General features: G+C 48.6%; 17 protein-coding genes. 14 read left to right on the top strand and 3 right to left on the bottom strand.

Going from position 1 to position 13,723, the window contains the following annotated elements; all coding sequences use genetic code 11:
• Positions 1–8: 8 nt before the first annotated feature.
• From DWV53_RS08795 to DWV53_RS08730, 14 genes are all read left to right on the top strand, one after another.
• The gene (locus DWV53_RS08795; protein ID WP_118066950.1) at positions 9–341 is read left to right on the top strand and encodes a DUF3408 domain-containing protein; all 333 of its coding nucleotides are present in this window, start codon (positions 9–11) and stop codon (positions 339–341) included.
• Between the two features lie 158 nt (positions 342–499).
• Positions 500–805, top strand: a complete 306-nt coding sequence (locus DWV53_RS08790; protein WP_068856396.1) for a DUF4134 domain-containing protein — start codon at positions 500–502, stop codon at positions 803–805.
• 20 nt (positions 806–825) lie between these two features.
• The gene (locus DWV53_RS08785; RefSeq protein ID WP_118153007.1) at positions 826–1,152 is read left to right on the top strand and encodes a DUF4133 domain-containing protein; all 327 of its coding nucleotides are present in this window, start codon (positions 826–828) and stop codon (positions 1,150–1,152) included.
• Positions 1,149–3,650: a TraG family conjugative transposon ATPase gene (locus DWV53_RS08780; protein WP_118153005.1), complete on the top strand. Its 2,502-nt coding sequence runs from the start codon at positions 1,149–1,151 to the stop codon at positions 3,648–3,650. Before DWV53_RS08785 ends, DWV53_RS08780 begins: the two co-directional genes overlap by 4 nt.
• 47 nt (positions 3,651–3,697) lie before the next feature.
• Complete coding sequence (locus DWV53_RS08775; RefSeq protein WP_370867672.1) at positions 3,698–4,309, top strand: DUF4141 domain-containing protein; 612 nt, start codon at positions 3,698–3,700, stop codon at positions 4,307–4,309.
• Between the two features lie 3 nt (positions 4,310–4,312).
• Positions 4,313–5,326 carry a conjugative transposon protein TraJ gene (traJ, locus tag DWV53_RS08770; protein WP_068856391.1) on the top strand — a complete coding sequence of 338 codons (1,014 nt, stop codon included), beginning with the start codon at positions 4,313–4,315 and terminating at the stop codon, positions 5,324–5,326.
• 30 nt (positions 5,327–5,356) lie between these two features.
• Complete coding sequence (traK, locus tag DWV53_RS08765) at positions 5,357–5,980, top strand: conjugative transposon protein TraK (protein ID WP_068856390.1); 624 nt, start codon at positions 5,357–5,359, stop codon at positions 5,978–5,980.
• Positions 5,981–5,991: 11 nt separating this feature from the next.
• Positions 5,992–6,282 (top strand): TraL conjugative transposon family protein, encoded by a 291-nt coding sequence (locus DWV53_RS08760; RefSeq protein ID WP_068856389.1) that lies wholly within the window; start codon positions 5,992–5,994, stop codon positions 6,280–6,282.
• Entirely contained in the window at positions 6,263–7,606 is a 1,344-nt protein-coding gene (gene traM, locus DWV53_RS08755; protein WP_118153003.1) for a conjugative transposon protein TraM, read from the top strand. Before DWV53_RS08760 ends, traM begins: the two co-directional genes overlap by 20 nt.
• Before the next feature lie 59 nt (positions 7,607–7,665).
• Positions 7,666–8,694 (top strand): conjugative transposon protein TraN, encoded by a 1,029-nt coding sequence (traN, locus tag DWV53_RS08750; RefSeq protein WP_118153001.1) that lies wholly within the window; start codon positions 7,666–7,668, stop codon positions 8,692–8,694.
• Between the two features lie 3 nt (positions 8,695–8,697).
• Complete coding sequence (locus tag DWV53_RS08745) at positions 8,698–9,279, top strand: conjugal transfer protein TraO (RefSeq protein ID WP_118153000.1); 582 nt, start codon at positions 8,698–8,700, stop codon at positions 9,277–9,279.
• Between the two features lie 12 nt (positions 9,280–9,291).
• Entirely contained in the window at positions 9,292–10,161 is an 870-nt protein-coding gene (locus DWV53_RS08740) for a toprim domain-containing protein (protein ID WP_118152998.1), read from the top strand.
• A 25-nt stretch (positions 10,162–10,186) separates the two neighbouring features.
• Positions 10,187–10,669, top strand: coding sequence for a DUF3872 domain-containing protein (locus DWV53_RS08735; RefSeq protein WP_118152996.1), 483 nt, complete (start codon positions 10,187–10,189; stop codon positions 10,667–10,669).
• The gene (locus DWV53_RS08730) at positions 10,666–11,151 is read left to right on the top strand and encodes a lysozyme (protein ID WP_118152994.1); all 486 of its coding nucleotides are present in this window, start codon (positions 10,666–10,668) and stop codon (positions 11,149–11,151) included. The genes DWV53_RS08735 and DWV53_RS08730 overlap by 4 nt, the downstream gene beginning before the upstream one ends.
• A 168-nt stretch (positions 11,152–11,319) precedes the next feature.
• Here the strand turns inward: DWV53_RS08730 and DWV53_RS08725 are convergent, their stop codons facing one another.
• From DWV53_RS08725 to DWV53_RS08715, 3 genes are read right to left on the bottom strand one after another with little or no spacing between them, the layout of a single operon-like run.
• Complete coding sequence (locus DWV53_RS08725; protein WP_118152992.1) at positions 11,320–12,597, bottom strand: PcfJ domain-containing protein; 1,278 nt, start codon at positions 12,595–12,597, stop codon at positions 11,320–11,322.
• Positions 12,594–13,019, bottom strand: a complete 426-nt coding sequence (locus DWV53_RS08720; RefSeq protein WP_118152990.1) for a PcfK-like family protein — start codon at positions 13,017–13,019, stop codon at positions 12,594–12,596. Before DWV53_RS08720 ends, DWV53_RS08725 begins: the two co-directional genes overlap by 4 nt.
• A gap of 23 nt (positions 13,020–13,042) precedes the next feature.
• Complete coding sequence (locus DWV53_RS08715; protein ID WP_089544682.1) at positions 13,043–13,282, bottom strand: DUF6926 domain-containing protein; 240 nt, start codon at positions 13,280–13,282, stop codon at positions 13,043–13,045.
• Between the last annotated feature and the right edge of the window lie 441 nt (positions 13,283–13,723).

Genomic DNA, 13,723 nt, shown 5'->3' with positions numbered 1-13,723 from the left:
AGAGAACAATGGAAAGAAACAGAAAAAGAAAGAATGGTGCGACAAAGGAATACATCAGTATTCAGTCCACAGTAAATGTAACAGTGTCATCCCAAGCTGAAAAGAAAGTTGGGTATATAGACAAGTTTATGTCCAAAGCTGATTTTACCGCAAGAAATGGTAAACAGGTATGCATCAAAGAAGAGACACATGAGCGCATTATGAAGTTTGTGAATGTGGTTGGTAAAGGACAGGCTACTGTAGCAAGTTTCATTGACAACATCATCAACGAGCATTTTGCTATCCATGCTGCCGAAATCAAGGCTGCATTTGATGAGGGACTCAAGGCATATCGCCTCTAACAATAATTTTAAAGTACACCAATGAAAAAGAAAGACTACGGCTAAAATCTCAGCTCGCCACTGAATCCACAAGTCGGCATCATGCCGCATGAGTAAACAAAAGTATCAACCGCCAGACGGGACAATCCAATCCCCAAGGCACAGACAAAAAACGATTTATGAACAAGAAAAACAGAATCATTCTTCTCGCTGCGATGATTGTCGCAGCCGTATCACAGACATTCGCGCAAGGCAACGGACTTGCAGGTATCAACGAGGCAACAAGCATGGTGACCTCCTACTTTGATCCGGGCACGAAGCTCATCTACGCCATCGGTGCCGTGGTGGGTCTCATCGGAGGCATCAAGGTGTATGGCAAGTTCTCGTCTGGCGACCCCGACACGAGCAAGACTGCCGCAAGCTGGTTCGGAGCCTGCATCTTCCTCATCGTGAGCGCAACCATCCTCCGCTCGTTCTTCCTATAATATAATAAGGTATAAGACTTATGGCTGACTACCCAATCAACAAGGGCATCGGTCATTCGGTTGAGTTCAAGGGACTGAAGGCACAGTACCTCTTCATCTTCGCAGGTGGACTGCTTGTCGTCTTCTTCCTTGTGGTAGTCCTCTATATGGCAGGTGCGGATCAATTGGTCTGCATCGGCTTGGGTCTCACGCTCGGATCATTGCTTGTATGGGGAACATTCCATCTGAACAACAAGTACGGCGAGCATGGACTGATGAAGCTTCTTGCCGCCAAGAGCCATCCACGCTATATCCTCAACCGAAGGAAAACAAACCGAATGTTCAAACATAAAAAGAAAGAAGAATGAGAAATATCAGAAAATCAAGCACCCTTGAAAGCAAATTCCCGTTGCTTGCCGTGGAGCAAGGCTGCATCATCTCCAAGGATGGCGACATCACGGTCGCCTACGAGGTGACACTCCCCGAAATCTTCACGGTGACATCGCAGGAGTATGAGTCGGTACATGCCGCATGGTGCAAGGCTATCAAGGTGCTGCCCGACTACAGCATTGTCCACAAGCAGGACTGGTTCGTGAAAGAGAATTATTCGCCGGACTTGCAGAATAGTGACATGAGCTTTCTGTCAAGAAGCTATGAGCGACACTTCAATGAGCGTCCTTACCTGCATCACCAGTGTTACCTGTTCCTCACCAAGACCACCAAGGAGCGTATGGCACACCAAAGCAATTTCTCCACCTTGTGCCGTGGGCATATCATCCCCAAGGAAATCAAGGACAAGGAAACGGTCGCAAGATTCCTCGATGCCGTGGAGCAGTTCGCCAGAATCATCAACGACTCCGGCTATATCTCCTTACGCAGACTGACGGATGAGGAAATCACAGGCACGGAACGGACAACCGGACTTGTAGGCAAGTACCTCTCGCTCTCCACTGAGAACGTGCAATGTTTGGAGGACATGGAATTGTCTGCAAGTGGTATGCGTATAGGAAACAAACATCTTTGTCTGCATACCTTGTCACAAACGGAAGACCTGCCAACGGAAGTATCTACGGACAACCGCTTTGAGCGATTGTCAACTGACCGAAGTGACTGCCGACTTTCCTTTGCCGCTCCAGTTGGCTTGCTGTTGTCCTGCAACCATATCTATAACCAGTATGTATTCATAGACAACAGTGACGAGACCTTGCAGAAGTTCGAGAAGACCGCACGTAACATGCACTCGCTGTCAAGGTACAGCCGACAGAACGCCATCAACAAGGAATGGATTGACGAGTATCTGAACGAGGCTCACTCACAAGGCTTGCAGTCTGTCCGTGCCCATTTCAATGTCTTGGCATGGGGCGAGGATATGGAAGAGTTGAAGCATCTTCGCAATGATGTGGGCAGTCAGTTGGCAAGCATGGAATGTGTGCCACGCCACAATACGGTGGATTGTCCGACACTTTTCTGGGCAGCGATACCCGGCAACGAGGGGGATTTTCCGTCAGAGGAGAGTTTCCATACCTTCATCGAACAGGCAACCTGCCTCTTCACGGAGGAAACCAACTATATGGATTCTCCCTCGCCGTTCGGAATCAAGATGGCAGACCGCATCAGTGGCAAGCCGCTGCACATTGACATCTCTGACCTGCCGATGAGAAAAGGCGTAACAACCAACCGCAACAAGTTCGTGCTCGGACCCTCGGGAAGCGGGAAGTCCTTCTTCATGAACCACCTCGTCAGACAGTATTACGAGCAAGGCACGCATGTGGTCTTGGTCGATACGGGAAACTCCTACCAGGGACTCTGCGAGATGATCAACAGAAAGACAGGCGGAAAGGACGGTATCTACTATACCTATACGGACGAGAGTCCCATCTCGTTCAATCCGTTCTTCACCGAGGATAAGGTCTTTGACATCGAGAAGCGTGAGAGCATCAAGACTTTGCTCCTGACACTTTGGAAGAAGGACAACGAGCCTGCCACAAGAGCAGAAGAGGTCGCCTTGTCAAATGCCGTGTCGCTCTACATCGGTAAACTGAAAGAGGAAAGCGACATCGTGCCGTGCTTCAATACCTTCTATGAGTTTGTGGGAACGGAATACCGCAAGGTACTGGAAGAAAAGAAAGTCCGTGAGAAAGATTTTGATATAGACGGATTTCTCAACGTGCTGGAACCTTACTACAAGGGTGGCGAATATGACTATCTGCTTAACTCCGACAAGGAGCTTGACCTGCTGCACAAGCGGTTCATCGTTTTCGAGATTGATTCCATCAAGGACCATCCAATCCTGTTCCCGGTCACGACCATCATCATCATGGAGCTGTTCATCAACAAGATGCGCCGCCTGAAAGGCATCCGCAAGATGATAGTGATAGAAGAAGCATGGAAAGCGATAGCTTCGGCAAATATGGCTTCCTATATCAAGTATCTCTATAAGACGGTCAGAAAGTTCTTCGGTGAGGCGGTTGTGGTGACGCAGGAAGTAGAGGACATCATATCCTCCGCTATCGTGAAGGACAGTATCATCAACAACTCAGACTGCAAGATACTCCTTGACCAGAGGAAGTTCATGAACAAGTTCGAGCAGATACAGTCATTGCTCGGATTGACGGAAAAGGAGAAGTCGCAGATTCTCTCCATCAACCTGTCCAACGACCCGTCACGTCTCTACAAGGAAGTATGGATAGGACTCGGAGGAACGCAGTCGGCAGTATATGCCACAGAAGTGTCCACGCAGGAATATCTCGCCTATACGACAGAGGAAAGTGAGAAACTGGAGGTGAGGGCATTGGCGGAGAAACTCGGTGTTGACGTGGAAGCCGCCATCCGGCAGCTTGCAGAGGACAAACAAGAGAACAAGTAAATTCATTATCCACTTAATCCAAAAGTAAAATGAGAACAAAAGTAATCATGACAATCTGCCTGTTCCTGCTGATGGTGGGAAAGGCAAGCGCACAGTGGTCTGTCATAGATCCTACCAATATTGCGCAGAGTATCATCAACTCGTCCAACAACATTGTCCACACGTCTTCGACGGCTCAGAACATGATCAACAACTTCAAGGAGACCGTGAAGATTTACGAGCAGGGCAAGAAGTACTACGATGCGCTGAAGTCGGTGAACAACCTCGTCAAGGACGCACGCAAGGTGCAGCAGACCATCCTCATGGTGGGCGACATCACGGACATCTACATCAACAACTATCAGAAGATGATGCACGATGACAATTTCTCCGTGGAGGAACTCTCCGCCATCGGCTTCGGCTACACCAAACTGCTGGAGGAAAGCAACGATGTGCTGACAGAACTGAAGAACGTGGTGAACATCACGACCCTTTCCATGACGGACAAGGAGCGAATGGATGTGGTGGAACGCTGCTACTCGAAGATGAAGCGTTACCGCAATCTCGTGAGCTATTATACCAACAAGAATATTTCCGTGAGTTATCTGCGTGCCAAGAAAAAAAACGACCTCGACCGCATCATGGGACTCTACGGCAAGTCGAACGAGAAATACTGGTAGCCTATGGATTTCGAGAATCTTCACCAGATACTGCGTTCCCTGTATGACGAGATGATGCCGCTGTGCTCCGACATGACGGACATCGCCAAGGGACTTGCAGGACTTGGGGCGCTGTTCTATGTCGCCCTGAGGGTTTGGCAGTCACTGTCAAGGGCAGAGCCGATAGACGTATTTCCGCTGCTCCGTCCGTTTGCCATCGGACTTGCCATCATGTTCTTCCCGACCATCGTGCTCGGTACGCTCAACAGCGTGATGAGTCCCATCGTGCAAGGTACACATTCCATGTTGGAGACACAGACCTTCGACATGAATGAATACCGGGCGCAGAAAGACAAGTTGGAGTATGAGGCGATGAAACGCAATCCGGAAACCGCATACCTTGTGAGCAACGAGGAGTTTGACAAGCAGCTTGACGAACTCGGCTGGTCACCCGGCGACGTGGTGACAATGGCGGGAATGTATGTGGAGCGTGGCATGTACAGCATGAAGAAAAGCATCCGTGATTTCTTCCGTGAACTGCTGGAGCTGCTGTTCCAAGCCGCTGCACTGGTCATAGACGTGCTGAGGACATTCTTCCTCATCGTCCTGTCCATCCTCGGACCGCTTTGTTTCGCCATATCGGTATGGGACGGATTCCAGTCCACGCTGACGCAATGGTTCTGCAGGTACATACAGATTTATCTCTGGCTACCCGTTTCGGACTTGTTCAGTACCATCCTTGCCAAGATACAGGTGCTGATGCTGCAAAACGACATCGAGGCATTGCAGAACGACCCGAACTTTTCCATTGAGGCAAGCAACGGTGTTTACATCGTTTTCCTCATCATCGGAATCATCGGTTACTTCACCATACCGACCGTGGCAGGATGGATCATACAGGCAGGTGGTGGCATCGGCAACTACAACCGGAATGTGAACACGGCAGGCTCACTGGGCGGAAGCATCGCAGGAGCAACGGCTGGAAATGTGGCAGGACGTGCCGGAAGGCTCATCAAGAGCGGATTTAAGAAAATATAGTCATTCATGAACAATACAACGAAAAGAAAAATGGAATTCAAGTCATTGAAGAATATCGAGACCTCGTTCAGGCAGATACGCCTGTTCTGCATCGTCCTCGTCATCGGTTGCGCTGTTGTTGCAATATGTTCGGTGGTGTTTGCATTCAGATTTGCGGAGAAGCAGCGCGAGAAGATATACGTCCTTGATGGAGGCAAGTCGCTGATGCTCGCCCTCTCGCAAGACCTGTCACAGAACAGACCAGCCGAGGCAAGGGAACACGTGAGACGCTTTCATGAGCTGTTCTTTACGCTATCTCCCGAAAAGAGCGCCATCGAGCACAACGTGAAACGAGCCTTGCTGCTGGCGGACAAGAGCGCATACAACTATTACCAGGACTTTGCGGAGAAAGGTTTTTACAACCGACTCATTGCAGGAAACATCAACCAGTCGCTGCAAGTTGACAGCGTGGTCTGTAACTTTGATAACTACCCTTATCAAGCCAAGACCTACGCACGGCAGGTGATACTCCGAGAGAGCAACGTGACGGAGAGAAGTCTTGTCACCGTATGCAGGTTAGTGAATGCCACACGCTCCGACGACAACCCGAATGGTTTTACCATTGAAGGTTTCACCATTGTGGAGAACAGGGACATCAGTACAGTAGAACGATAAAAATAGCAAGAATGGAAAATCCGATTAAGACAATCCAAGAAAAGGTGAATGGTATGAAGGGAAGACTGCGTGACAGGCTGGATTCCCTTCCGCCAAGGGTGAGACTGAAAGTCGTGCTCGTCATGTTCGGCTTGTTTGCCCTCTGTAGCCTTTACATGATAGGTTCAGCTATCATCAACTTCGGAAACGGCAAGACCTCAAATATAGAGGTTGAGCATATTGAGAGTGTAAAGTTGCCTACCGACAAGGGGCAGCAAGTGACCAATCAAAATGAATTGATACATGGAGAAGGAGAAGAATGACAAGGTGGAGCCAGATAAGGCTCCAAAGGAAAAGAAGCCTTTGACAGAGGAACAGCGTATCAAGCGCAACAAGATGATTGCCATACCATGCATGTGCCTCGTCTGCGGTCTGGTGCTATGGCTTATCTTCAAGCCGTCTGCATCAGAGGGTGAGAAAGGCAGCAAGGGATTCAACATGGAAATGCCCGATGCGGAGAAGACAGATGTGGAGGCGGACAAGCGCAAGGCATACTCCAAGGAGGATCTTGCCAACAAGCAAAAGGAAAAAAGCAGAGCAATGAACTCTCTTGGTGAGTACATGCCAGGCATTGATTCGACTGCTACACGGCAAGAAAAGGACTTTGACCTGATGCAGTCTGGGCAGCAGCCAACAAAAGCGGAAAGACAGGAGGCGGATGCCATCCGCTCGTCTGCCGAGGCATACCAAACCTTGAACACAACCTTGGGCGGTTTCTATGAACAGCCACAGCAAGGGGGAAGCAGCGAAGATGCTGAGTTGAGGAAACGTCTTGACGAGCTGGAGGCAAGCATGATGCAGCAGGAAAACAAGCGTTCCAATATGGACGAGCAAGTTGCCCTTATGGAGAAGTCCTATCAACTTGCGGCAAAGTACATGCCTGGTGGAAATGTCAATGCGGCAAGTCCTTCATCGACTGAAACAGTAACAGAGGAAAACAAGGAAGCTGTCACCAAGGGCAAGAAAGCCAAGATTACACCTGTAAGGCAAGTGCAAAGGCGTGTAGTTTCGTCCTTGAACCGCTCCATGAGTAACGAGGAGTTTGTCGCCTCTTACTCGGAAAAGGCTTCGGCAAGGTTCAATACCGCCATCGGAAGAGGTGGTGTTTACGACAAAAACACGATTTCTGCCTGCATCCACGGCAACCAGACCATAACGGACGGACAGGCAGTAAGGTTGAGATTGTTGGAATCTATGCGTGTCGGCAATAGGGAGATACCACGAAATTCTGTCATTTTCGGAGTGGCACGATTGCAAGGCGAAAGGCTTTCCATAGCCTTGAAGTCCATTGAGCACAACGGCATGATTATCCCGATTGAGCTTGCCGTCTATGACAATGACGGTCAGGAGGGCATCTTCATTCCGAAGTCGATGGAGGTTGACGCAGCCAAGGAAGTCGGTGCCAACATGGGAAGCTCGCTGAACAGCAGCATCAACATTTCCTCCAATGCCGGGGCACAACTTGCCTCCGACTTGGGAAAAGGTGTCATACAAGGCGTGTCGCAGTATATCTCCAAGAAGATGCGTACCGTCAAGATACACCTGAAGGCTGGCTACAGGGTCATGCTCTACCAAGAGGAAGATTAGCCGAAAGGCAACAACATTTATACCACTTAATCCAAAAGTTTAATTAAAAGCAAACTAAAATGAAGAAGACAACAATCATGTTCGCCCTTATGCTGGGTGTAGCCTGCACTGCATCAGCGCAGAAGACAGGCAAGAAAAAAGCGCAGAAGTCTGTAAAGACTGAGCAAGTAAGCAATGTTTCTTCCGACCAGGAAGAGAAACTGACCTTGACCAAGGAGGTGTATCCGCAGAAGGAAGAGAACAGCAACCTCTATCACGGCTTGACCAAGAAGCTGACCTTCGACCGCATGATTCCACCTCATGGTTTGGAAGTGACTTATGACAAGACGGTTCATATTCTCTTTCCTGCCTCTGTCAAGTACGTTGACTTGGGTTCAGAGGATTTGATAGCTGGCAAGGCGGACGGTGCGGAGAATGTTATCCGTGTAAAAGCAGCCGTGAAGAACTTCAAGAAAGAGACCAATATGAGCGTCATCACGGAGGATGGCTCATTCTACACATTCAATGTGAAGTATGCCAAGGAACCGCTCATGCTCAATATCGAGATGGCGGACTTCATCCATGACGGTGAGGCGGTGAACCGTCCGAACAATGCGCAGGAGATTTATCTCAAGGAGTTGGGCAAGGAAAGCCCCATGTTGGTACACCTCATCATGAAGTCAATTCATAAGGAGAACAAGCGCAAGGTGAAGCACATCGGCAGCAAGCGTTTCGGAATCCAGTACCTTTTGAAGGGCATCTATGTACACAGCGACTTGCTGTATTTCCACACAGAAATCAAGAACCAGAGCAACGTGCCGTTTGACGTGGACTATATCACGTTCAAGGTTGTTGACAAGAAGGTGGTGAAGCGAACCGCCATTCAGGAGCAGGTGCTTCTTCCTGTCCGTGCCTACAACTATGTGGTGCGTGTGGCTGGCAAGAAAACGGAGCAGACGGTGTTCTGCTTACCGAAATTTACCATTCCTGACGACAAGGAGCTTGTCGTGGAGATGAACGAGAAGGAAGGCGGTCGCCATCAGTCGTTTGTAGTGGAGAACAGCGACTTGGTGCGAGCTTTGACAATCAACGAACTTAGCGTGAAGTAACGGATGAAAAGAAGAAACATTGCAATCATGGCAATGCTTGCCCTCACCGCAGGGCAGGCATTCGCCCAAAGATGTCTTCCTCAGATGAAAGGCATCGAGGTGAAGGTCGGCATGGCTGACGGTGTATATAACGGCAAGAAGTCCTGCAAGGCAGGCTATTATGCAGGTCTCGGACTTTCAAGCTATACCAAGGGTGGTGACAAGTGGATATATGGGGCGGAATATCTGCAAGTAAATCTGCCTTACCGTGAAACTTCCGTTCCAATAGCACAAATTACGGGCGAGTTCGGTTATTCCTACAACTTCCTTTCCGACAACAGTAAGACGGTGCTGTTCTATATCGGAGGTACGGCACTGGCTGGCTATGAGTCCGTAAACTGGGGCAAGAGAACCATGTCAGACGGAGCGACCTTGCAGAACAAGGGAGCACTTATATATGGTGGTGCCGTGGCATTTGAAACGGAAATATACCTGTCCGATGCAATAGCTTTGACCGCTTCCGTTAAGGAAAGGCTTGTTTGGGGCAACAGCACGGGACATTTCCACACGCAGTTTGGTATTGGCATGAAGTTCATCATCAACTAAAACAGTGAGCCTATGGACATCAATGAAATCAAACAAGTGCCTATTGTGGACTTTCTCTATGTTCTCGGCATTGAGCCTGTCAAGCACAAGGCTTCGGGACTTTGGTATCATGCGCCATACCGCAATGACCGCAATCCTTCGCTTCGGGTATCAACGGACAAGAATGTCTGGTATGATTATGGCATCGCCAGAGGTGGTGACATCTTCAACCTCGCAGGGGAGTTCATCAACAGCAATGAGTTTGTGGCACAAGCCAAGTTCATATCTGAAACGCTTGGTGGCAGTTTCCCGACATCGTTTCCGCATTATCAAAGGATAGCGGAAAAGGCTGTTAAGGTAAAAGGCAATCCTTTTAGTGATATTGTGGAAAAGCCTTTGAGTCATCCTGCTCTCAGGCAGTACTTGCGTGAGCGTGGCATATCGGCTGACGTGGCGAGCCGTTTCTGCTGTCAGGTGGAATACCGATACAATGGCAAACAGTTTTTTGCTGTCGGTTTCAAGAACAACAGCTATGGCTACGAGATACGAAACCGCTTCTTCAAAGGTTGCGTGTCGCCAAAGGACATCACTCTCATTGGCAGGAACAGCAACGTCTGCCATCTGTACGAGGGTTTTATGGATTTCCTCTCTGCCGTAATTCTCGGCATAGGTCGTGGTGAGGATCATATTATCCTCAATTCGGTGGCTAATATGCAAAAGGTGCATCATCTTTTAGATGGCTATGCACAAGTGTACTGTCACTTGGACAATGACGAGGCAGGCGAGAATGCCTGTGTCGAACTGCAAAAGCGATATGGCGATAAGGTCATTGACCATTCGCATCTATACACTGGCTACAAGGACTTGAACGAGTACCTGATGAGCCATAAGACAAGAAAGTAACAATCATTCAAAAAGCAACAAGACAATGAAGAAGAACAATAAAATCAAGAAATCAGTGAGCATGTTGGCATTCCTTTTCGTGTGTGCCTTGTCGGTAATCCTTTCATCGTGCAGCGATGAGCTGGACATTCAGCAGTCGTATCCATTCAAGGTGGAGACGATGCCTGTACCAAAGGACATTGTGCGTGGACAGACTGTTGAAATCCGCTGCGAGTTGAAGGCGGAGGGAAAGTTTGACGGCACCATCTACACCATCCGCTATTTTCAGCATGACGGAAAAGGCTCGTTGAGAATGGAGAACGGAACGGTGTTCCAGCCAAACGACCGCTATCTGTTGGAGAACGAGAAGTTCCGTCTTTACTATACCTCGGCAAGTACGGAGACACAGACGCTGACTGTGGTGGTAGAGGACAACTTCGGCAAGTCATACGAAATGGAGTTCAGTTTCAACGACACAGACGAGGAGGAAGAGTTTGCGAGAAGTGCCAACAAACTCGGTAGCGTATGAGGTTGATGATATTGTTAGCCTTGCTTCTTGTGTCGGGCAGCTTGTCTGCCCAGACGCAAGGGGCGATAAAGCGAGTTCGTCATGTGTCACGTTTTGAGTTGGCTGTCGCCTGCATCAAGAAGTACGAGGGTCTGCATGGACCGAAGCACCATCCTTATGTCGGATATGGACACAAGCTGTTGCCTGGAGAGAAGTTTTCTCCAAGAATGACGGAGCGGCAAGCCGATGCCTTGCTGCGCTCTGACCTCAGAAAACTCTGCGCCATGTTTCGTGGTTTCGGTCGTGACTCGCTGCTCTTGGCTACACTTGCCTACAATGTGGGGTGTGGAAAGGTGATGAAAAGCCGGATGTATGCAAAGATGCGAAGTGGCAACAGAAACATCTATCGTGACTATGTGGACTTCAAAAGGTGGAACGGAAAGATAGTGCCTTCCATCGAGCGAAGAAGAAAAATGGAGTATCTGCTCTTGTTTACTCCATAGAATAAGGTTTTATAAAATAGGACAGTCCTTTTGATTGGGGGCTGTCCTTTGTTCTTTGCAAGCATCGCAGATAAGGAAAAGACGGTTTCTTTGCCACTTTCTTTTCCGCTCCTCGGCTCATGAAAGAAAGTGGCGGAACGAATTTTCATCGCTCCGCCGATATGGATTTCATGTCGTTGCAACCATACGTTGCTCTATAAGTCTTGCATTGCTGTTCACCAAGTTGATGATGTCGGCATGGTGCTCGGTGTCCTTGTTCTGTAGTCCGTGGCATTGTACGACTTTCATCTGTTCGAGTGAAAACTCCACTGTTTCAACTCTTTGTTCGGCTATTCTTGCAGAGAAGATGATGCAGTCGGGATTGAGTGAGTAGTTTGTACCGCTGCCTACGCAATGGTGCATCGCCTTGCCCTCAAGAACGTGCTCCCTGACGCTTTCAAGCATTCTCACCACGATATTGCCGTCCGTGAACATCAAACCGAAGAAACGGCTCTTCATTTCCTTGAACTTGTCCTCGTTCTTCAATGCCTTGCGTATCTCCTCCTCGGTGCGCTCCTTTTCTTTCTTGGCTCTGATTTTCTCGGATATTCTGTCGTGCTCGGCTTCAAGATTGTCGGGACAAATGTAATGTGGACTTCTGATGTCTTTGCCCATTTCTACCAACATACAGATGTAGTCCGCCCATTTGCCGATGTCTGTAATAAGGTAATGGTTGCGGTTGGCTATCTTGTAGGCATTCCAACAAGTTTCCAAGTGCCGTGGGTGGTCTATGAAGTGGCGGACGTGTCCGTAACTACATTGTTTCATCATCGTTTCGATGCGGTGGTCTGTCAGCATCGCCTTGAACAATGTAAGCGGTTCGATGCCGTGAAACGCTCCTTCAAAGCCGTTGCGCCATATCTGAGGAATGACTTTCATATCGGGGCAGACCGGAAATGAAGCAATATGCTGATAGGTGGTGTTGTCCCTGCGCAGTTCAATGTCGGAGTCGTAGCAGAACGTGTCCATATAGATACCCATTGTGCGCTTGCGTGCCATAACCTCCACCTTGCCTTTCTCGTTCATCCAATAACGTGCCACCTCCCAACAATTGATTTCTGCCTTTTGTCCCTTGCGGTAATAGGCTTTCATCTGAAATGCTCGCATAAGTTGCAGTCCCTTGCGCTCGGAGAGTACACTGAAATAGGTAGAAGACATTGCCTTCTGTCGCTTGGTGCGCTGCACTTCCAACTTTGCCTTACACTTCGGGCAGACACATTTGTCCGCATTCTCGTCCGTAGTCCAAGTGTGTCCGCAGTCCATGCAAGTGGTCTGTCCGTGCTTCAACTGAAAGGCATAGTGGTCAAGACATTCACGGAATGCCCATTGCATTTGCGCTCCCTTGATAGGTCGTAACCCCTTGTTTGAGGTTACGACTTGCTTCTGATATTTCGTTCTTGGTTTCATAACGTGTCGAATAATGATGGTTGGTGTACTTCTGATTCCGTTCTCTGTGAGGTGCGTTTGGCGGTATCTCTGTTACGCATCTTGTTCATCTGCTCTTGCTGATATTGGCGGATGGCTTCCTGTCTTGCCTGTGCCTTCTCCTCTTCTGTGAGTTCGATGTGGTGGTTAACAGACACTTGGCAGTTCAATGGTTTTCCTACCTCGATGTCCTTCTCCTCGTAGTAGTGGATGGCTTGCCCATATATCTCGTCATCGCAAAAGCCGTTGCAACCGCTCTTCTGTACCCAATTAAGTATGTAGGTGACGCAATCGTCTATGTTCTTGTCGGGGTTGTCATACTTGGCTGCAAAGAGTTCGTCCTCCATTGCACGCTCCTCCAAATAGGCTTGTATGGTTCTCTTGAAATATTCTGTAGTGTTCATATCTGATGTTGTTAAAGGGTTCGTTACTCGTGATAGATGATGTCGCAGTCCTCAACTTCTGTAGGCAGTCCGAAGAACGGATAATGGCTGAAGTAAGGTTCTGTGCACATGTCCTCGTTGTATCTTGGACTTACTATCTCAATATTGTTCTTGCGTATGGCTTCGTCCACCATACGGATTTCCTCGTCTGTCAGTCCGCTTGCATCGCCATTGATGATGTAGCAGAGTGCCCATGTAGGTATCGCTTCAATGCTTCTGTTCATATCGCTTGTACTTTAAAGTGTTAATAACCAAATGAATGTTCCAATCAGTACCACCATAGAAAGAATGGAAATGATGATGCCGAAGATGAACTTCACAATTCCCAATATGACTTCACCGACTATGCAGAGAGCCATATATCCCAACCAAGCCACCAAAGTGATGAGGGTTGAGCCGACTGCGGAGAATAATCTCCACCAAGTCTGTGTTATGTTGATGTTTGTTGTCATATAGCCTTGAATTAAACTTATTTGCGGTTCCAGGAGCAGAAGGGAAGTTCTCGTTTCTTCACCTTTTTGTCGCTCCCTTTTCCGACATTTTTTTTGCGTCTTCCTGTCGCATCGGTCGTTTCGTTTCAGGTGCCTTTCAAGGGCGGCGAGGCTGGAAATACAAGGTTTTCAAGAAAAAGAATGACTAAAAAAGCAAAAAATAGCAGATTTGGG

Source organism: Segatella copri, from assembly GCF_003465495.1.
Classification (GTDB): domain Bacteria; phylum Bacteroidota; class Bacteroidia; order Bacteroidales; family Bacteroidaceae; genus Prevotella; species Prevotella copri_G.
The sequence above is the reverse complement of the archived record's forward strand: the minus strand, read 5'-3'. Positions and strand labels throughout refer to the sequence as shown.

Excerpts from the sequence above, each read along its gene's own strand:
- DWV53_RS08795 (WP_118066950.1), top strand. The coding sequence starts at position 9 with ATGGAAAGAAACAGAAAAAGAAAGAATGGTGCGACAAAGGAATACATC.
- DWV53_RS08790 (WP_068856396.1), top strand. The coding sequence starts at position 500 with ATGAACAAGAAAAACAGAATCATTCTTCTCGCTGCGATGATTGTCGCA.
- DWV53_RS08785 (WP_118153007.1), top strand. The coding sequence starts at position 826 with ATGGCTGACTACCCAATCAACAAGGGCATCGGTCATTCGGTTGAGTTC.
- DWV53_RS08780 (WP_118153005.1), top strand. The coding sequence starts at position 1,149 with ATGAGAAATATCAGAAAATCAAGCACCCTTGAAAGCAAATTCCCGTTG.
- DWV53_RS08775 (WP_370867672.1), top strand. The coding sequence starts at position 3,698 with ATGACAATCTGCCTGTTCCTGCTGATGGTGGGAAAGGCAAGCGCACAG.
- traJ (WP_068856391.1), top strand. The coding sequence starts at position 4,313 with ATGGATTTCGAGAATCTTCACCAGATACTGCGTTCCCTGTATGACGAG.
- traK (WP_068856390.1), top strand. The coding sequence starts at position 5,357 with ATGGAATTCAAGTCATTGAAGAATATCGAGACCTCGTTCAGGCAGATA.
- DWV53_RS08760 (WP_068856389.1), top strand. The coding sequence starts at position 5,992 with ATGGAAAATCCGATTAAGACAATCCAAGAAAAGGTGAATGGTATGAAG.
- traM (WP_118153003.1), top strand. The coding sequence starts at position 6,263 with ATGGAGAAGGAGAAGAATGACAAGGTGGAGCCAGATAAGGCTCCAAAG.
- traN (WP_118153001.1), top strand. The coding sequence starts at position 7,666 with ATGAAGAAGACAACAATCATGTTCGCCCTTATGCTGGGTGTAGCCTGC.
- DWV53_RS08745 (WP_118153000.1), top strand. The coding sequence starts at position 8,698 with ATGAAAAGAAGAAACATTGCAATCATGGCAATGCTTGCCCTCACCGCA.
- DWV53_RS08740 (WP_118152998.1), top strand. The coding sequence starts at position 9,292 with ATGGACATCAATGAAATCAAACAAGTGCCTATTGTGGACTTTCTCTAT.
- DWV53_RS08735 (WP_118152996.1), top strand. The coding sequence starts at position 10,187 with ATGAAGAAGAACAATAAAATCAAGAAATCAGTGAGCATGTTGGCATTC.
- DWV53_RS08730 (WP_118152994.1), top strand. The coding sequence starts at position 10,666 with ATGAGGTTGATGATATTGTTAGCCTTGCTTCTTGTGTCGGGCAGCTTG.
- DWV53_RS08725 (WP_118152992.1), bottom strand. The coding sequence starts at position 12,597 with ATGAAACCAAGAACGAAATATCAGAAGCAAGTCGTAACCTCAAACAAG.
- DWV53_RS08720 (WP_118152990.1), bottom strand. The coding sequence starts at position 13,019 with ATGAACACTACAGAATATTTCAAGAGAACCATACAAGCCTATTTGGAG.
- DWV53_RS08715 (WP_089544682.1), bottom strand. The coding sequence starts at position 13,282 with ATGAACAGAAGCATTGAAGCGATACCTACATGGGCACTCTGCTACATC.